Raw genomic sequence first — 17,735 nt, 5'->3', positions numbered from 1 at the left:
CCCGGGGCGGTGCGGGCACGGGCGGCGGCGGGCGGGGCGGGGCCGCCGGGGCGCCGGACGCGCCGCGCTCACCTCACCTCGTGCCGCTCTTCCTCGTCCCGCCCGCCGGACTGCTCCGGCCCGGCGGACTCCCCCCGCCCGGAGGGCCGCTTCCGCGCCGCGGGTCTCCCGTGCCCGGCCGCGTCCCCCGGCTCGGCCGGGCGGTCCCTGGCCCGGGAGCGCCGGGCCTCCTCCTCCGCCTCCTCCGCTTCCTCGGCCCGCTCCGGCTCCGCCTCCCCCGCCCACTCCGCCGCCGGCGCGTCCCCGTCCAGCCCGCGGATCCGGGCCTGCCGCTCCGCCGAGGCCGCCGCGACCAGCCGGGCCGCCGCCTCCTCCCGGATGCGCGCGGTCTCGGCGCGGCCGGTGGCGGTGGCGACCGACGGCCAGACGCGGTCGAACGCGGCGTTGACCGCCGCGCCGACGAGCACCGCGAACGCCGAGACGCCGAACCACAGCAGCACCGCGACGGGTGCGGCGAGGGAGCCGTAGATGGTCGGCCCCTCCACGGCGTTCAGCAGGTAGAGCCGCAGCAGCAGGCTGCCCAGCAGCCACATGCCCAGGGCCACCAGCGCGCCCGGCAGGTCCTCCCGCCACGGTGAGCGGACGGGCACGGCCGCGTGGTAGAGCGTCGTCAGGAAGGCGATGGACAGCACCACGACGACCGGCCAGTACAGCACCCGTACGGCGGTCTCGCTCCACGGCAGCAGATGCACCACCGCGTCCGGCCCGGCCACTATCAGCGGCAGCGCGACCACGCCGATGAGCAGCGCCACCAGGTAGAGCCCGAACGCCAGCAGCCGGGTCCGGACGATGCCGCGGTGGCCTTCGAGCCCGTACATGATGGTGATGGTGTCGATGAAGACGTTCACGGCGCGCGAGCCCGACCACAGTGCGAGCGCGAAGCCGAACGAGATGAGGTCGGGGCGGCCGCCGCGGGTGACGTCGTCGAGCAGCGGGCGGACTATCTCGTCGACGCCGCGGTGGGTGAGGACGGCGTCGGAGGCGTCGATGATGTTGTGCCGGATGGTCTCGACGTCGATGAGCCACTGGTCGAAGTAGCCCAGCAGGCCGAGGAGGCCCAGGAGCAGCGGCGGCAGCGACAGGAGGCTGAAGAACGCGGCCTCGGCGGCCAGGCCGATCACGCGGTGCTGCATGCAGGAGTTGACCGTGTCCTTCAGCAGCAGCCACACCAGCCGCCGCTTGGGCAGGTTCTGGTACAGGGCCCGGGCCCGGCGCAGCCGGCCGCGGGGGACGCCCCGTCCGCCCTGTTCCGCACCCGTTTCCCGTTCTGCTCCCACCTGCCTACCGTAGCTGTCATGGCAGCAGGCACTCATACGGTGACGAACCAGACACCACCGCTGGTCGGCTACGACGTCTACGCCGCGGACGCGGCGCTCACCGAGGCGGTGGCGCGGCATGTCGCGCCGGAGCGGCACGCCGAGGCGCACGCGGAGCTGACCGCGCTCGGCCGGGCCGCGGGTTCCGCCGAGGCGCAGCGGTGGGGCGTGGAGGCGAACACCGCGCCGCCGGTGCTGCGCACCCACGACCGCTACGGCCGGCGCGTCGACGAGGTGGACTTCCACCCCTCCTGGCACCGGCTGCTGGCGCGCGGCGTGGCCGCCGGGCTGACCGACGCGTGGGGCCGCCCGGACGGTCACGTGCGGCGGGCCGCCGGGTTCCTGGTGTGGACGCAGGCGGAGGCGGGGCACGGCTGCCCGCTGTCGATGACGCACGCCGCGGTGCCGGCGCTGCGCGCGCAGCCGGAGCTGGCCGCGGTGTGGGAGCCGCTGCTGACGTCGCGGGTGTACGAACCGGGGCTGGTGCCCGTCGCCGGGAAGGCGGGCGCGACCGCCGGGATGGGGATGACGGAGAAGCAGGGCGGCTCGGACGTACGGGCCGGCACCACCCTGGCGGCGCCGACCGGGGACGGCGCGTACGCGCTGACGGGCCACAAGTGGTTCTGCTCGGCGCCGATGTCGGACGCCTTCCTCGTCCTCGCGCAGGTGCCGCCGGGCGGCGCCGGGCCGGGCGGGCTCACGTGCTTCCTGCTGCCGCGCGTGCTGCCGGACGGCAGCCGCAACACCTTCCTGCTCCAGCGGCTCAAGGACAAGCTCGGCAACCGCTCCAACGCCTCCGCCGAGGTCGAGTTCGACGGGACGACGCTCGCCTGGCGGGTCGGCGAGGAGGGCCGCGGCATCCCGGCGATCATCGGGATGGTCGCCGCCACCCGGGTGGACTGCGCGACGGCCGCGGCGGCCGTGATGCGCCAGGCGGTGGCGCAGGCGGTGCACCACTGCACGTACCGCGCGGCGTTCGGCGGGGTGCTCGCCGACAAGCCGCTGATGCGCAACGTGCTGGCGGACCTGGCGCTGGACTCGGAGGCGGCGACGGCGCTGGCGCTGCGGCTGGCGGCGGCGTACGACGCGGACACGCCCGAGGAGCGGGCCTTCCTGCGGCTGGCGGTGCCGGCGGCGAAGTACTGGGTCACCAAGCGGTGCACACCGGTGGCGGCGGAGGCGCTGGAGTGCCTGGGCGGCAACGGGTACGTGGAGGAGTCGGGGATGCCGCGGCTGCTGCGCGAGGCGCCGCTGAACTCGATCTGGGAGGGCTCGGGCAACGTACAGGCGCTCGACCTGCTGCGCGCCCTGCGGCGGGAGCCCCCGGCGGTGGACGCGGTGCTCACCGAGATCGGCCGGGCGCGCGGCGCGGACCACCGGCTGGACCGGGCGGTGAAGGACCTGCTGACGGAGCTGGCGGACCTGGCGGGCGTCGAGTCCCGGGCCCGCCGGCTGGCGGAGCGGCTGGCGCTGGTGCTGCAGGGCGCGCTGCTCGTACGGCACGCGCCGGCGGCGGTCGCGGACGCCTTCTGCGCCTCGCGGCTGGGCGGCGAGTGGGGGGCGGCGCCGGGGACGCTGCCGACCGGGCTGGATCTGCGGGCGGTGGTGGACCGGGCCCGGCCGGTGCCGGCGGCGGGGTGAGCGGCACGTAACGGCGGAAGGCGCCTCCCGCAGGAGCGGAGGCGGCCTTCCGCCGTCGGAGGGCGACGGAAGCGGTGCCGCGCCGACTCGGCACCCCTTCCGCTCGTCAACCCCGCGCCACTCAACTCCGCGGACCCGCGCTCACGCAAAGGTTGCAGACCGTTGCAGCGTTGAATCCCCCGCGTCGTTCCAACGTGGAATTTCATGTGGCGACGCGCCGGGACCGGTTTGGTCCAAGAGGTGGGCGCCGGGGCGCTGACCGGGGCACCATTGACCCCGGACCCGTTGAACGGACGGGCCGGCGGGGAGTGTTGTGCCGGAAACTGCGGATGCGGGCAGCCAGCGGGGGCCCCGGCGAGGCGGCCGGGTGCGCGCCCCGCGGGCCGGCTGGGGCCGGGCGCTGGCCGGCACGGGCGGACGCGCGGCCGAGGCGTACGCGGTCCCCCTGGCGGGGCTGCCGCCGGCCGCCGACGTGCCGCGCGAGGTGATCGGCGAGTCGTGGCGCCGCGCGGAGGCGCGCGGCCTGGACCGGGAGGGCGGCCGGCCGCGGCAGGTGGGCGTCGCGGAGCTGGAGTGGCGGCGGCGCACGGCGGGCGTCGGCGTCCTGCGCGACGTGCTGCGCGACGGGCTGATCCCGGCCGAGGACAGCGTGCCCGAACACGTCGTCGTGGTCACCGACGCGGACGGCGTGGTGCTGTGGCGGGACGGGCACGGCGCGATGCTGAAGGCGGTGGACCGGATCGGCCTGGCGGAGGGCGCGAGCTGGAGCGAGGACTCCGCCGGCACCAACGGCATCGGCACCGCGCTGGCGACCGGCCGCCCCGTCGGCGTCTACGGCGACGAGCACTTCCTGCGCACCTGCCGCCGGTGGAGCTGCGCCGCCGCCCCGCTGACCGACCCGCGCGATGGCCGGCTGCTGGGCGTGGTCAACGTGACCGGCCCGGCGCGGACGATGCCGACGATCTCGCTGGCGTTCGTCACCGCCGTCGGCCGGGTCGCGGAGAGCGAGTTGCGGGACCGGCACTGGACGGCGATGGGCCGGCTGCGGGCGGTCGCGGCGCCCATCATGGCCCGGGTCGGCGGCCGGGCGCTGGCCGTGGACGAGCACGGCTGGGCGGCGGCGGCGACCGGCATGGTGCCGCCGGAGCGGGTGGCGCTGCCGAAGTCGCCGGCGGCCGGCGAGTGCGTGCTGCCGGGGCTGGGCACGTGCGCGCTGGAGCCGCTGCCGGGCGGCGGATGGCTGGTGCACATCGAGCCGGAGGAGTGCACACCGTCGCCCACCCGGGTGGTGCTGGACCTGACGCGGCCGGCGGCGGCGAGCCTGTCGGTGCTGGGCGCGGCGGGCCGCTGGTCGCAGCCGGTGAGCCCGCGCCACGCGGAGCTGCTGTACCTGCTGGGGGTGCACCGCGCCGGGCTCAGCTCCACGGCGCTGGCCGACGCGCTCTTCGGCGACCCGGCGCGTACGGTGACCGTGCGGGCCGAGGTGTCCCGGCTGCGCCGGAAGTTCGCCGGGCTGCTGACCCATCGGCCGTATCGTTTCTGCGACGAGATCGACGTCCAGCTGCGACTCCCCGCCCGCCCGGCCGACCTGCTCCCCCAGTCCACGGCCCCCGCGGTCCTGGCCGCCCGCCGCTGAGCCCGCCCGTGCGGAGGTATGCGTCCTCCGCCTGCCCCGGCCGCCCGTCACCTGGTCGTCCGCTCACCCCGCGCGCGTGAGGTGCCCGGCAACCCGGTCGCGCAGCAGCTCGTACTCCTCGCGCAGCCGCGCGATCTTCGGCGGCCGGGCGACGACCACGCCCTCGGTGACGATCTCGTCCGCCCGAACTGCTCGCGCGTGAGGTCGACCTCGACGCCCATGCCCAGCCGGTTCCACCAGTGGTAGTCCGTGCGCCGGCCGTCCACCAGGACCTCCCCGCGCAGCAGCTCGCCGCCCAGCAGGTCGTTGACCACCAGCGCGGTGGTGCCGCACTGGTCGCGGGCGGGGTTCCCGGGAGTCCAGTGCGCCCGGAACTCGGGCGTGCACGTGTCGGCGCCCCAACTGCTGCGGACCGCACGCTCGATGTCGGTGAGAAGCAACGGAGTCATGCCGGCATCCTCACATCCGCTACCGACAACCCCGGGCCCTTGCTCACCCGGCCAGCGGGCGTACGCGGTGGTCAGGCGTGTCGAGCCAGGGGAACCGCGGTGCGGGGTGACGGTGAGCCACCATCGGTCCACACCGGGGCGGCCGTGATCACAGCCCACACGCACTTGCCGACCCCGCCGCGCTCCGCAACGCCCCACCGCGCAGACAGCTCGTCCACCAGCGTCAGCCCGTAGCCACCGGACTCATCCGGCACCCGCGGCACCGGCCACTCGTCCGAGGCGTCGTGCACCTCGATACGCACCCCGTCCTCCAACGGGACGAACCGGGTGAGCACCCCCCGCCCGGGCGGCACCCGCGCATGCACCACCGCATTCGTAACCAGCTCCGACAGCACCACCACCGCCGCGAACTCCAACTCGGCCATCCCCCACCGCGCCAGCGCCTTGCGCAACTGAGCCCGCGCCAACCCGACACACCGCCGATGCCGGGTCCAGCACCACTTCACCGGCTGCCGCGGACCGGACGTCGTCTGATGTGTCGTCAACTCAGGCACGGTCCTCGCCTCGCCTCGGCTATCGGAACGCCCCGATGATCGCGAAGACGACGGTCGGGTCCCAGGGACGGAACGGCCTACTTTCGCGCGCTAGTCCGTGATTCCCAGAAACTCGACGATCCTTCGGAGCCCGGGCGGTGGGGACGGCAGGGCGCGCAGGTCGTTGACAATGGCGACGGCCAGGGTGTGGTGCCGTATCCACGCCGGAGCGACCCGGCGCAGCCGTTCCAGTATCGCTACGGCACCGGCCGCATCTCCCAGATCCGTGTAGGCGCGCGCCACATCCAGCAGCAGCCACGTACGCCACGAGGGAGGCGTATCCGGGGACAGCCGCAGCCCATGCGCAAGCTCAAGGGCCTCCTCGGGCCGCCCATGCTGAACGGCCAGCCGCACACGTTCGATTCGCACCGAAGAGCGACTGAACACGGATACGAGCTTGCTGTTCTCGGCGGGCGTCAGGCGGGTGAGCCGACGCGTCGCCTTCTCGGCGGCGCGCATCATCTCGTCCGCGGTGTCGTAGTCGCCGGAGCGGGCCGCGCTGGTGGCCGCCGACATCAGCAGGCCGCCCCAGACGCGCACGCCCTCGGCTGTGCCGTAGTGCTCCCGTTCGACCCCGTCAGCGGCATGAACGGCCAAGCGCTCCGCATCATCAAGCCGATTCTGGCGCTGGTAGTTCCACGCCACGCTGTTCGAGATCATGGGGGCCAACAGCGGGTCGGAGGACCGCGAGGCGGCATCCATGGCGCGTTCCAGGGCGGACAGTGCAAGATCCGTCTTGCCCAACCGGACGGCGAGATGGCCACCGAGCTGAAGTGCCTTGCCGAGCGCGGCCTGTCCTGCCGCCCGGTCGTCCACAGAACCAACGGCAGCGGCCAGGCGGGCATCCGTGATGATGCCCGGCAGAACATCCGTCAGGCGGCCGAACTGGGCGCCGTGGTACAGGGTCCAGCCATCCGCGAGTTCCCGCCGCAGCAGGGAAACAGACAGGTGCTCCACCGCGTCCGGCTCCGGAGGCGGGGCGAACAGCGGCGGCATGATGGCGCGACGCACACCGACCAGTTGGGGCGGATCCGCATCGCCGGTCGACGGGACGCCGGGCGGATCGCCGAGCAACGCGGTCAGTTCAACGCCCAGCCCCTCCGCCAGCGCATGCAACGTCGGCAACCGCGCGCTGTGCTTGCGGTGTTGTTCGAGCTTCCTTACCACGTCGACGGACAACCCGGAGCGCGCTGCCAGCCCTTCCTGCGTCAGGTCGGCCAGCCGACGCAGCCGCGCCACCCGGTCACCAAGGTGATCGCCCATAGGCAGAGGCTACGCCTTCGAAGGCGCACTGCCTGCGTCCCAGCCGCTCCCGCGGCCAACGCGGACAGCGGCAGCGGCTCCGCCGCCCGCGCCTCGTCGTACCGCCGGGCCAGCAGTTCCGCCAGCTCCGGCGCCGCGCCCAGTACCGGCGCGAGCACGTCCGCCCGGGCCTCGGCCGCACCCTGCACGATGCGGTCGGGCAGGAAGCCCGGGGCGATGACGTACGGGGCGACCGCCACCCGTTCGGCGCCGTCCGCGCGCAGGGCGCGGACGGCGTCGGCCGTACGGGGTGGAGCCGCGGAGGCGAACGCGGGCCGCACGGCGCACCATCCCGCGGTGCGCCGCCACTCCCGCGCGGTCTCGGCGACGCTCGCGATCGCCTCCGGGTCGGAGGAGCCCGCCGCGGCCAGCACGACGCCCGTGCGGGCCCGTTCGGCGGGCAGGTGCAGCCCGGCCGCCGCCATCCGGCGGTCCAGCGCCGCCGTCAGCAGCGCGTCCGGGCCCAGTACGCCGCCCTGCACCACGCGCAGCCGCGGCAGCGCGGCGCGTACCTCGTCCAGCACGGCGGGGATGTCGGACTTGGCGTGGAAGGCGCGGGCCAGCAGCAGCGGCAGCGCGACGACGTCCCGTACGCCTTCGTCGTACAGCCGGCGCAGCGCCCGCGGCACGCGCGGGGCGCAGTGGTCCAGATAGCCGACCTCCACCCGCGCGTGCGGCCGCGCCGCCGCCACCCGCGCCGCGAGCGCGGCGACGGTGGCGGCGTGCCGCGGGTCGCGGCTGCCGTGGGCGACGATCAGCAGTACGGGATGCATGGCTCGCAAAGGTTAGGACGGTCCGGTTGGGGAACGGTTGGGCGGTTGGGGACGGGACGGGACGGGACGGGACGGGACGGGGCGGGCCGCGCCGGGCGGCGGCGCGGGCGGGCTCAGACGTTGATGCCGCACTCGGTCTTGGCGAAGCCCGCCCAGCGGCCCGCGCGGGCGTCCTCGCCGGGGGCGACCCGGCGGGTGCAGGGCGCGCAGCCGATGGAGGGGTAGCCGTCGGCCAGCAGCGGGTTGGTGAGCACGCCGTGCTCGGCGACGTAGTCCTGCACGTCCGCCTCGGACCAGCGGGCGATCGGCGAGACCTTCACCTTGCGCCGCTTGGCGTCCCAGCCGACGACCGGGGTGTCCGCGCGCGTGGGCGACTCGTCGCGGCGCAGTCCGGTGGCCCAGGCGTCGTACGCGGCGAGGCCGTCCTCCAGCGGCTGCATCTTGCGCAGCGCGCAGCACAGGTCGGGGTTGCGCTCGTACAGCCGCGGGCCGTACTCGGCGTCCTGCTCCGCGACCGTCAGCCGGGGCGTGAGCGAGACGACGTTGACGTCCATCACGGCGGCGACCGCGTCGCGGGTGCCTATGGTCTCGGGGAAGTGGTAGCCGGTGTCGAGGAACAGGACGTCGACGCCCGGCAGGACGCGGGACGCCAGGTGCGCGACGACCATGTCCTGCATGGACGAGGTGACGCAGAAGCGCTTGCCGAAGGTGTCCGCCGCCCAGCGCACGATCTCCAGCGCGGGGGCCTCCTCCAGTTCGCGGCCGGCCCGCTCGGCAAGCGCCGCGGTATCCGTGTCCGCGTCTTCGATGACCGTCATCGGTGGTGGTTCCCTCCATCGCTGTCGGAACGCAGGCCGTCGGCCAGCAGCCCGAGGAACGAGAGCTTGAATGCGCGATTGCAGGACCTGCACTCCCACGTGGCGTGCCCCTCCGCGGCGGGACGCAGGTCCTCGTCGCCGCAGTACGGGCAGTAGAACGGCGCCGCGCGCCCGCTCACCGGAGGTCCTCCTCGCCGGCGCGCGCCGCCCACTGGGCGAACCGCTCGCCCTCCGCGCGCCCGGCGGAGTAGCGGGTGAGCACGCGTTCGACGTAGTCGGGGAGCTGCTCCGCGGTGACCTTCAGGCCGCGCACCTTGCGGCCGAAGCCCGGGTCCAGCCCGAGGCCGCCGCCGAGGTGGACCTGGTAGCCCTCGACCTGCTCGCCGTTCTCGTCGGTGACCAGTTGCCCCTTGAGCCCGATGTCCGCCACCTGGATACGGGCGCAGGAGTTCGGGCAGCCGTTGACGTTGATGGTGATCGGCTCGTCGAAGCCGGGCAGCCGCCGCTCCAGCTCGTCGACCAGCGCCGCGCCGCGGGCCTTCGTCTCGACGATCGCCAGCTTGCAGAACTCGATGCCGGTGCAGGCCATCGTGCCGCGCCGGAACGCCGACGGCGCGAGCTGCAGGTCCAACGCCGCCAGCGCCTCGCGCAGCGGCTCGACCCGGTCCTCCTCGACGTCGAGGATGAGCATCTTCTGCTCGACGGTGGTACGGAGCCGGTCGGAGCCGTGCTGCGCGGCCAGCTCGGCGATCTTCGTCAGCGTGCCGCCGTCGACGCGGCCGACGCGGGAGGCGAAGCCCACGTAGTAGCGGCCGTCGCGCTGCCGGTGCACCCCGATGTGGTCGCGCCAGCGCTCGGCGGGCACCGTGGGCTCGGGGCCGTCGGCGAGCGTGCGCAGCAGGTACTCGTCCTCCAGCACCCGGCGGAACCTGTCCGGGCCCCAGTCCGCGAGCAGGTACTTCAGCCGGGCCCGGTTGCGCAGCCGGCGGTAGCCGTAGTCGCGGAAGATCCCCACGACGGCCTCGAAGACGTCCGGCACGTCCGCCAGCGACGCCCAGGCCCCGAGCCGTTCCCCCAGCCTGGGGTTGGTGGACAGCCCGCCGCCGACCCAGACGTCGAAGCCCGGGCCCAGCTCCGGGTGCTCGACGCCGACGAAGGCGACGTCGTTGATCTCGTGGACGACGTCCAGGAGCGGGGAGCCGGAGACCGCGCCCTTGAACTTCCGGGGGAGGTTGGAGTACGCCGGGTTGCCGACGATGCGCCGCTGGATCTCCTCGATGGCCGGGGTGCCGTCGATGATCTCGTCCGCGGCGATGCCGGCGACCGGGGAGCCGAGGACGACGCGCGGGACGTCGCCGCACGCCTCGGTGGTGGACAGGCCCACGGACTCCAGCCGGCGCCAGATCTCCGGGACGTCCTCGATGCGGATCCAGTGCAGCTGGATGTTCTGCCGGTCGGTGAGGTCCGCGGTGCCCCGGGCGAACTCCTGCGAGATCTCGCCGATCGTCCGCAGCTGGGTGACCGTCAGCCGGCCGCCGTCGACGCGGATGCGGAGCATGAAGTGCTCGTCGTCCAGCTCGTGCGGCTCCAGGATCGCCGTCTTGCCGCCGTCGATGCCGGGCTTGCGCTGGGTGTACAGCCCCCACCAGCGCATCCGGCCGCGCAGGTCGGCGGGGTCGATGGAGTCGAAGCCGCGCTTGGAGTAGATCGTCTCAATGCGTGTCCGCACATTGAGACCGTCGTCGTCCTTCTTGAACTGCTCGTTGGCGTTGAGCGGCGTGAAGTGGCCGGCGGCCCACTGGCCTTCGCCGCGGTGGCGACCGGCCTTGCGGCGTCCGGCCGCGGTGGGGCGCGAGGAGGAGTTAGCCATGGCAGGGGTGTCCTTAAGGCAAGCGAGGTGGCCGGCCGGGGTTGCGCACGAACCTGTGTGACCTGCGTGAACGGTTCTCCAGCAGGGGGCTGAGCAGGGGCGCGCGCAAGCGTCCGCGACGGTGGGGACGGCTGGGCGGCGGCGGGAGGTCGGCGGTGCTGTGACTTTCAGCCCGCCGGACAGATGGCGCTGGACATGCGGCCGAGATCGACGTGACGCCGACTCACCAGGGCGACTCCAGCTCGATCCATGAAGAGAGCGTGGCATGGGGTGCCGCGGATCGTCCACAGTAATCCGCCATGCGGACAATACGGTCTCGGCATGTGGACATTCGGCCGTGCGACGCTACGTCCGGGGGGCGCTGCGGGTGTCGCTGCGAGGGCCGGCCGGGGTGTCCTCGGTCCGTACGTCGAAGACCCGGAAGCCGCGGCGCCGGTAGTTGTCCAGGGCGTACGGGCCGTCGTCGCTGCAGGTGTGCACCCACACCCGGCGCGTCCGCGCCCGCCCCGGCCACCGCTCCGCCAGGTCCCAGGCGCGGGCCGTGCCGACGGAGAGCAGGTGCCCGCCGATGCGCCGGCCGCGGAACGCGGGCAGCAGCCCGAAGTAGGTGATCTCCACCACCCCGTCCGGCTGCCCCTGGAGTTCCAGGTACCCGGCCGGCGTACCGCGCTCGTACGCCACCCACGTCTCGGTCCCGGGCGCCTCGACGAAGGCGCGCCACCGCTCCTCGTCCCACCCCAGCCGGTCCGTCCACGCCACGTCGGCGCCGACGGCCCCGTACAGGTAGCGGCTGAACCCGGGCGAGGGGACCGCGGCGCGTACGACGGTCAGCTCGCCGGCCGCGACGGCCGCCGGCTCGGCCGCCGGGCTGAGGTCGTCCGCGGCGGTCTGCTCCAGCGACCAGGTGGTGAGGGTGCTCTGCATAGGGGAATCAGACCACGGTGCACGGCGCCTTGCGGAGCCGGGTGCGGCGCAGGAATCTGCGTCACGACCCCTTGCCCGCGGGTGGGCGCCGCCCGTAGCTTATGGCAAGCGCTTTCTGTGGCCTTGGCCACCGATGTAGCACCGCACCAGGCACCACCCCGCACCACCTCGTTGCACGAAAAGCCGGATGACGAGCAGGCATCCACGGTCACCGCGCCGGTCACCCCGCGGGCGGCGGCCGAGAGCTGTTCCGAAGTCCGCAGGAACTGCCCCGGCGACGGCCACTTGTTCAACCTCGATTGGATGCATCCGAGTGACAACGGCACAGGACGACCTCAAGGCGCCCGCCGGCGTCCCGACCGCCCCCGAGCGGACGGGGCCGCGCGGAGCGCGCCTCGGCAACCAGCTCGCCGCCTTCGGCTCCGCCGTGTGGCGGCCCCTCATCGTGCTCGCCGTGATCGGCCTCGTCTGGTGGTTCGTCACCGCGCGGGAGATGGTCGAGCGCTACCTCGTCCCCACCCCCGGCTCTGTCTTCGAGGTCATGTGGGAAGACCGGTCGATGCTGGCGGAGCACACCTACGTCACGCTCTACGAGACGGTCATCGGCTTCCTGCTGGCCGCGCTGATCGGCATCGCCTCCGCCGTGCTCATCGTCTACTCCAAGACGGCCGAGCGCTCCCTGTACCCGATCATCCTCTTCGCCCAGGTCATCCCCAAGATCGCGATCGCGCCGATCCTCATCGTGTGGTTCGGCACCGGGCTCTCCCCGAAGATCATCCTGGCCGTGCTGATCGCCTTCTTCCCCGTCGTCGTCTCCGGCGTCGCCGGGCTGCGCGATACCGACCCCGAACTGCTGGACCTCTCCGCCACGATGGGCGCCAGCCGGTGGAGCGTCTTCGTCAAGGTGCGCTTCCCCGGCGCGCTGCCGCAGCTGATGGCCGGGCTGAAGGTCGCGGTGACCCTGGCCGTGGTCGGCGCCGTCGTCGGCGAGTTCGTCGGCGCCAGCGAAGGGCTGGGCTACATCCTCCTGCTCGCCAGCGGCAACCTGAACTCCGCGCTGCTGTTCGCGGACCTGATTCTGATGTCGGCGATCGGCGTGCTGCTGTTCGTCGTCGTCGAGGTCGCCGAGTCCCTGCTCATCCCGTGGCACGCCAGCCGCCGGGAGGGCACCAGCGTGACCATGGCGACGACCTGAGCCGTCCGGGGCCCGGGGCCGCCGACCGCACGGTCCGCCCGGCCCGCCCGGACCGCCCGGTTCGCCGCCACGGCGCCGCAGCCCGTATCCCGCAGTACCGGACCACCGGACCACCGGACCACCCAGGAAGGCAACGAGATGAAACGCACCGCGGCGACCCTCACCCTGCTGAGCGCGCTGCTCGCCGCCGCCGCCTGCGCCCCCGACACGTCGGACGACGACGACGGCGGCGACGACGGCGGCGACGCGGGCGGCAAGGAGGTCACGCTGACCCTCAACTGGGTGCCGTACGGGGAGCACGCCCCCTTCTACTACGGCGTGGAGAAGGGCTTCTACGCCGACGAGGGCATCGACCTGGAGATCAAGCCCGGCAACGGCTCGGGCGCCACCATCCAGCAGGTCGCCCAGAACCAGACCGACTTCGGCTGGGCCGACACCCCGCCGCTGATGGCGGGCATCGGCGAGGGCATGGGCGTCAAGAGCCTCGGGGTGTTCCTGCAGAAGGGCCCCTCCTCCGTGCAGTTCATGTCCGACCAGGACATCAAGGAGCCGGCCGACCTGGAGGGCAAGACCGTCGCGGGCACGCCCGGCGACGCGATGTACGCCACCTTCCCCGGCTGGCTCGAAGCCAACGGCGTGGACCCCTCGAAGGTGAAGGTCGTCAACGTCCAGCCCGCGGACAAGATCTCGCAGCTGGCCGCCGGCAAGGTCGACGCCATCATGGGCTTCTTCCACGACCAGGGCCCCACCATCGAGAACACCACCGGGGAGACGGTCGACTACATCCTCTTCTCCGACTTCGGCATGAACGTCCTCGGCACCGGCATCGTCGCCTCCGACAAGCTGCTGGCCGACGACCCCGAGCTGGCCAAGGCGTTCGTCCGGGCCACCACCAAGTCCTGGAAGGAGGTCGAGGCCAACCAGGAGGAGGCCGTGCAGATCATGTCGGAGGCCGCGACCGAGCCGCCGCCGGACAACGTGCTCGCCAACCAGCTCAAGGACACGCTGCCGCTGCTGGCCGGCGACGGCGGCGGGATCGGCGTCAACTCCGAGGAGTCGTGGCAGGAGACTATCGATCTGCTCGCCGACGGCGGGATGCTGAAGGAGGCCATGAATCCCGCCGACTACTGGGACGCGTCGTACGCCGCTAAGGGGTGAGCAGTGCCGCAGCTCGAAAAGAAGAAGGCCGCCGCGACCGACGCGGCGGCGTCCGCAAGCATCGACATCCGCGATGTGACGTGCACGTTCACCACGAAGCGCAGTCGCACCACGGCGGTCGACGGGGTCTCGATGCGGATCGAGCCCGGTGAGTTCGTGTCCATCCTCGGCCCGTCGGGCTGCGGCAAGTCGACCCTGCTGAAGATGATCGCCGGCCTGGTGCTGCCCACGACGGGCCAGGTCAGCCTGCTGGGCCGGCAGGTGACCGGCCCTCAGCGCAACATCGGCTTCGCGTTCCAGCGGGCGTCGCTGCTGCAGTGGCGCGGCGCGCGGAAGAACATCCTGCTCCAGGCCGAGATGCGCGGCATGGACAAGCAGGCCGCCGCCCGCCGGGCCGATGAGCTGATCGAGCTGACGGGGCTCACGGGCTTCGAGGAGGCCCTGCCGCACGAGTTGTCCGGCGGCATGCAGCAGCGCGTGGCCCTGTGCCGCGCCCTGCTGCACGAGCCGCCGGTGCTGCTGCTCGACGAGCCGTTCGGCGCGCTGGACGCGCTGACGCGGGAGCACCTGAACATCGAGCTGAACCGCATCTGGCGGGAGACGGGCACGACCGTCGTGCTGGTCACCCACTCCATCTCGGAGGCCGTCTACCTCGGCACCCGGGTGGAGGTGATGAGCGCCCGCCCGGGCCGTATCGTCGAGACGATGCCGGTGGACCTGCCGGCGGCGCGCGACTACGGAAAGGTCATGTCCGCCCCGGAGTTCGAAACCCTGGCCGCCCGCATCCGCGGGCTGCTGGGCGGGGCGCACTAGTACTCCAGCAGGATTCTGCTGTCTGACGTGGTCTTTTCGGCTCGGCGGGTGGCGGCGGTGTAGCGGGACTTCGGTTGTGCAGGGGCGGTCTCACGGAGACCGCCCCTCGATCGTGCGACGCCGCCGCACCACGTCAGCGCTTACGCCTGCGCCCGCGACCGGCGTGCGATGCGCGCGGTGCGGGGCACTCTGGGGCGCCGCGATCCGCCCATTGCGTTCGATTCATTCGATACCTATGCTCCTTCCGCTCCGCGCTCATGGCTCTGAACTGCGATGTTGTCGAACGAGGAGAGGTCATGCATATGCCACGCCGTCGTACCCTCGTCGCCGGCGCAGCGGGTGCCGTCGCAGCCGGCCGGCTCCCCTTCGCTCCCGCGCACGCCGCGCCGGCGGGTGCGACCGGCGCGGCTGGTGCGGCCGGTGCGGCCGGTGCGGGCCGCACCGAGCGGATGTACCTGTCGGGCGTGGACAGCGACCACCCCGTCGACTGGGACTTCCTGTGTACCGCGGGACGGAACAGCGGTGTCTGGGGCAGCATCCCGGTGCCCTCCCACTGGGAGTTCCACGGCTTCGGCACGTACACCTACGGCTGGAACCTGGTCCCCGAGGAGAAGGGCCGTTACCGGCACCGCTTCGTCCCGCCCGCCGACTGGCGCGGCCGGCGCGTCTTCCTCGTCTTCGAGGGCTCGATGACCGACACCGAGGCGTGGGTCAACGGCCAGTCCGCGGGGCCCGTGCACCGCGGCGGGTTCTACCGGTTCCGCCACGAGGTGACGGACATGCTCCGACCGGGCGAGGAGAACCTGCTGGAGGTGGCGGTCAGCAAGGACTCCGCCGACGACTCCGTCAACGAGGCGGAGCGGATGAGCGACTACTGGATCTTCGGCGGCATCTACCGCCCGGTGCACCTGGAGGCGGTGCCCGTCCAGCACATCGAGCGGATCGCGGTCGACGCCCGCGCGGACGGGTCGTTGCGCGTCGACGCGTACGTCTCGGGCACCGGCGCCGCCGACCGCCTCACGGCGCGCGTCACCGACCACGAGGGGCGGCCCGTCGGCGAGCCGTTCGATGCCCCGCTCACCCCGGGGACGACGCCCGTGACCCTGCGCGCGGACATCCCCGCGCCCCTGCCGTGGACCGCCGAGACCCCGCACCTGTACGGGCTGGAGGTCGAGCTGCGGGCCGACGGTGAGGTGGTGCACCGCGTCGACGAGAGGTTCGGCTTCCGCACCGTCGAGGTGCGCCCGGGGGACGGGGTCTACGTCAACGGCGTCAAGGTGGTCTTCAAGGGCGCCAACCGGCACACGATCTGGCCCACCTCAGGGCGGGCCACCAGCGCGCGGATCAGCCGCACGGACATCCTCCTGATGAAGGAGATGAACATGAACGCGGTCCGCATGTCCCACTACCCGCCGGACACCCACTTCCTGGACCTGTGCGACGAGCTGGGCCTCTACGTCATCGACGAGCTGGCCGGCTGGCAGGCGTTCTACGACGAGGAGGCCGGCGCGCCGCTGGTGGCCGAAACCGTCACCCGCGATGTCAACCACCCGTCCATCGTGTTCTGGGCCAACGGCAACGAGGGCGGCTGGAACCCCGCCCTCGACGACCACTTCGGCCGCTACGACCCGCAGGGCCGCCCGGTCATCCACCCCTGGGCCAACTTCCGCGGCATCAACACCGACCACTACGAGTCGTACGAGAGCACCCGCCGCATCCTGACGGAGGGCTCGGACATCTTCATGTCGACGGAGTTCCTGCACGGCCTGTACGACGGCGGCGCCGGGACCGGGCTCGACGACTACTGGCGGCTCATGGGCCACGAGCCGCTGGCCGCGGGCGGGTTCCTGTGGGCGCTGCTCGACGAGGGCGTCGTCCGCGACGACCGCGACGGCGCCATCGACGTGGCCGGCAACGCCGCGCCGGACGGGATACTCGGCCCGTACCGCGAGAAGGAGGCCAGCTTCTACACGATCAAGGAGATCTGGAGTCCGGTCCAGCTCGCCGAGCCGGGCCGGTTCGCCGCCGGGCTGCCGACCGACTTCGACGGGCGGATCTGGCTGGCCAACCGCTACCAGTTCACCGGCACCGAGAGCTGCGGTTTCAGCTGGCGGCTGCTGGACTTCGCGACCCCCGACGACGGCCGCGCCGGCCACACCGTAAGCGCCGAGGGCGAGGCCGTCGCACCGGAGATCGCCCCCGGTGCCGAGGGCGTGCTGCGCCTGCCGCTGCCGTCGCGGTGGCGGCGCGCCGACGCGCTGTCCCTCACCGCCACCGACCCCGAAGGGCGCGAGCTGCACACCTGGACGTGGACCGTCGCGTCGGCGGCCGACCACGCCCGGCGGCTGGTCAGCACGGGTCCGGGGCCCGCGGCGAGGGCCGCGGAGGGCGACGGCGAGCTGGTGCTCTCCGCCGGCGGGACAGAAGTGCGGTTCGACACCGCGACCGGGCTGCTCGTCGGCGCCGCCCGCGACGGGGCGGAGTTCCGGCTCGGCGGCGGGCCGCTGCCGACCACCGGCGAGGCGGTCCTTGAGCGCCTTGAGCACGGTCGCGAGGGCGCCTCGTACGTCGTGCGCGCCGCGTACTCCGGGGTGCTGCGCGCGGCAAAGTGGAAGCTGCGGCCCAGTGGGTGGCTGCAGCTGGACTACCACTACCACCTCACCGGGGAGCACGACTTCTTCGGCGTCTGCTTCGATCACCCCGAGGCGGACGTCACCGGCGTCACCTGGCTGGGCCGGGGCCCGTACCGCGTCTGGAAGAACCGGTTGCGCGGCGTGCAGCCCGACGTGTGGGCCAAGGAGTACAACGACACCGCCACCGGCGCCGATCTCTGGGAGTACCCGGAGTTCAAGGGCTACCACGCGGACGTGTGCTGGGCTTCGCTGCACACCGCCGCGGGCCGCCTCACGGTCGTCGCCGAGGAGGACGGAATGTTCCTGCGGCTGTTCACGCCCCGGGTCGGGCCGGACCCGATGCACACCGAGGTACCGTTCCCGCGCGGCGACCTCTCGTTCCTGGACGCGATCCCGGCGATGGGCACGAAGTTCGACGAGCCCGCGACGCTGGGCCCGGCGAGCGGCCCCACCCCCGCGACGGGCGACTACCGGCGCACACTCCACTTCGGGTTCGCACGCGGTTAGGCCGGACAGGCCCCAGGCGTTCCGCCCCGGCACCGGCGGTTCCGTCG

At 73.2% G+C, this 17,735-nt stretch carries 15 protein-coding genes and 1 pseudogene; 6 read left to right on the top strand and 10 right to left on the bottom strand.

The genetic code is table 11. The annotated features are described in order from the left end of the window. Positions 1-68: 68 nt before the first annotated feature. On the bottom strand, positions 69-1,373 hold the full coding sequence (locus ABD317_RS09325; protein ID WP_344289324.1) for a YihY/virulence factor BrkB family protein: 1,305 nt from the start codon (positions 1,371-1,373) through the stop codon (positions 69-71). Between ABD317_RS09325 and ABD317_RS09320 the strand changes: the two genes are divergently transcribed. Then, the gene (locus tag ABD317_RS09320; RefSeq protein ID WP_344289323.1) at positions 1,356-3,017 is read left to right on the top strand and encodes an acyl-CoA dehydrogenase family protein; all 1,662 of its coding nucleotides are present in this window, start codon (positions 1,356-1,358) and stop codon (positions 3,015-3,017) included. The two genes, ABD317_RS09325 and ABD317_RS09320, sit on opposite strands and share 18 nt — an antisense overlap. Before the next feature lie 367 nt (positions 3,018-3,384). Continuing rightward, positions 3,385-4,653 (top strand): helix-turn-helix domain-containing protein, encoded by a 1,269-nt coding sequence (locus ABD317_RS09315; protein ID WP_344289322.1) that lies wholly within the window; start codon positions 3,385-3,387, stop codon positions 4,651-4,653. Positions 4,654-4,716: 63 nt separating this feature from the next. Here the strand turns inward: ABD317_RS09315 and ABD317_RS09310 are convergent. The 9 genes and pseudogenes from ABD317_RS09310 to ABD317_RS09275 all read right to left on the bottom strand — a co-directional run bounded on the left by ABD317_RS09310 (position 4,717) and on the right by ABD317_RS09275 (position 11,382). Continuing rightward, positions 4,717-5,102 (bottom strand): annotated as a pseudogene (locus tag ABD317_RS09310) (YunG family protein). 71 nt (positions 5,103-5,173) lie between these two features. Next, the gene (locus tag ABD317_RS09305) at positions 5,174-5,569 is read right to left on the bottom strand and encodes an ATP-binding protein (RefSeq protein WP_344289321.1); all 396 of its coding nucleotides are present in this window, start codon (positions 5,567-5,569) and stop codon (positions 5,174-5,176) included. 177 nt (positions 5,570-5,746) lie between these two features. Then, the gene (locus ABD317_RS09300) at positions 5,747-6,958 is read right to left on the bottom strand and encodes a helix-turn-helix domain-containing protein (protein ID WP_344289319.1); all 1,212 of its coding nucleotides are present in this window, start codon (positions 6,956-6,958) and stop codon (positions 5,747-5,749) included. Then, positions 6,904-7,770, bottom strand: a complete 867-nt coding sequence (locus tag ABD317_RS09295; RefSeq protein ID WP_344289318.1) for a sirohydrochlorin chelatase — start codon at positions 7,768-7,770, stop codon at positions 6,904-6,906. Before ABD317_RS09295 ends, ABD317_RS09300 begins: the two co-directional genes overlap by 55 nt. Positions 7,771-7,883: 113 nt before the next feature. Further along, positions 7,884-8,588 (bottom strand): phosphoadenylyl-sulfate reductase, encoded by a 705-nt coding sequence (locus ABD317_RS09290; protein ID WP_344289317.1) that lies wholly within the window; start codon positions 8,586-8,588, stop codon positions 7,884-7,886. Beyond that, positions 8,585-8,767: a hypothetical protein gene (locus ABD317_RS09285; protein ID WP_344289316.1), complete on the bottom strand. Its 183-nt coding sequence runs from the start codon at positions 8,765-8,767 to the stop codon at positions 8,585-8,587. Before ABD317_RS09285 ends, ABD317_RS09290 begins: the two co-directional genes overlap by 4 nt. Beyond that, positions 8,764-10,458, bottom strand: a complete 1,695-nt coding sequence (locus tag ABD317_RS09280) for a nitrite/sulfite reductase (protein ID WP_344289315.1) — start codon at positions 10,456-10,458, stop codon at positions 8,764-8,766. The genes ABD317_RS09285 and ABD317_RS09280 overlap by 4 nt, the downstream gene beginning before the upstream one ends. A gap of 167 nt (positions 10,459-10,625) precedes the next feature. Then, positions 10,626-10,709 (bottom strand): putative leader peptide, encoded by an 84-nt coding sequence (locus ABD317_RS37795; protein ID WP_367648462.1) that lies wholly within the window; start codon positions 10,707-10,709, stop codon positions 10,626-10,628. Between the two features lie 94 nt (positions 10,710-10,803). After that, positions 10,804-11,382, bottom strand: a complete 579-nt coding sequence (locus ABD317_RS09275) for a GNAT family N-acetyltransferase (protein ID WP_344289314.1) — start codon at positions 11,380-11,382, stop codon at positions 10,804-10,806. Between the two features lie 313 nt (positions 11,383-11,695). Between ABD317_RS09275 and ABD317_RS09270 the strand changes: the two genes are divergently transcribed. From ABD317_RS09270 to ABD317_RS09255, 4 genes are all read left to right on the top strand, one after another. Beyond that, positions 11,696-12,577 (top strand): ABC transporter permease subunit, encoded by an 882-nt coding sequence (locus ABD317_RS09270; RefSeq protein WP_027752439.1) that lies wholly within the window; start codon positions 11,696-11,698, stop codon positions 12,575-12,577. A 138-nt stretch (positions 12,578-12,715) separates the two neighbouring features. Then, complete coding sequence (locus tag ABD317_RS09265) at positions 12,716-13,735, top strand: ABC transporter substrate-binding protein (RefSeq protein ID WP_344289313.1); 1,020 nt, start codon at positions 12,716-12,718, stop codon at positions 13,733-13,735. Positions 13,736-13,738: 3 nt separating this feature from the next. Further along, the gene (locus ABD317_RS09260; protein ID WP_027752441.1) at positions 13,739-14,548 is read left to right on the top strand and encodes an ATP-binding cassette domain-containing protein; all 810 of its coding nucleotides are present in this window, start codon (positions 13,739-13,741) and stop codon (positions 14,546-14,548) included. A gap of 296 nt (positions 14,549-14,844) precedes the next feature. Further along, on the top strand, positions 14,845-17,688 hold the full coding sequence (locus ABD317_RS09255; RefSeq protein ID WP_344289312.1) for a glycoside hydrolase family 2 TIM barrel-domain containing protein: 2,844 nt from the start codon (positions 14,845-14,847) through the stop codon (positions 17,686-17,688). The last annotated feature ends 47 nt before the right edge of the window (positions 17,689-17,735 follow it).

The sequence above is a fragment of the Streptomyces synnematoformans genome (assembly GCF_039531005.1).
Lineage (GTDB): Bacteria > Actinomycetota > Actinomycetes > Streptomycetales > Streptomycetaceae > Streptomyces > Streptomyces synnematoformans.
Note: the sequence above shows the minus strand (reverse complement) of the source record. Positions and strands in the feature narration are given on the sequence as shown.

Coding starts and splice junctions, on each gene's coding strand:
- ABD317_RS09320 (WP_344289323.1), top strand. CDS start 1,356: ATGGCAGCAGGCACTCATACGGTGACGAACCAGACACCACCGCTGGTC.
- ABD317_RS09325 (WP_344289324.1), bottom strand. CDS start 1,373: ATGAGTGCCTGCTGCCATGACAGCTACGGTAGGCAGGTGGGAGCAGAA.
- ABD317_RS09300 (WP_344289319.1), bottom strand. CDS start 6,958: ATGGGCGATCACCTTGGTGACCGGGTGGCGCGGCTGCGTCGGCTGGCC.
- ABD317_RS09295 (WP_344289318.1), bottom strand. CDS start 7,770: ATGCATCCCGTACTGCTGATCGTCGCCCACGGCAGCCGCGACCCGCGG.
- ABD317_RS09290 (WP_344289317.1), bottom strand. CDS start 8,588: ATGACGGTCATCGAAGACGCGGACACGGATACCGCGGCGCTTGCCGAG.
- ABD317_RS09280 (WP_344289315.1), bottom strand. CDS start 10,458: ATGGCTAACTCCTCCTCGCGCCCCACCGCGGCCGGACGCCGCAAGGCC.
- ABD317_RS37795 (WP_367648462.1), bottom strand. CDS start 10,709: ATGGATCGAGCTGGAGTCGCCCTGGTGAGTCGGCGTCACGTCGATCTC.
- ABD317_RS09275 (WP_344289314.1), bottom strand. CDS start 11,382: ATGCAGAGCACCCTCACCACCTGGTCGCTGGAGCAGACCGCCGCGGAC.
- ABD317_RS09265 (WP_344289313.1), top strand. CDS start 12,716: ATGAAACGCACCGCGGCGACCCTCACCCTGCTGAGCGCGCTGCTCGCC.
- ABD317_RS09255 (WP_344289312.1), top strand. CDS start 14,845: ATGCATATGCCACGCCGTCGTACCCTCGTCGCCGGCGCAGCGGGTGCC.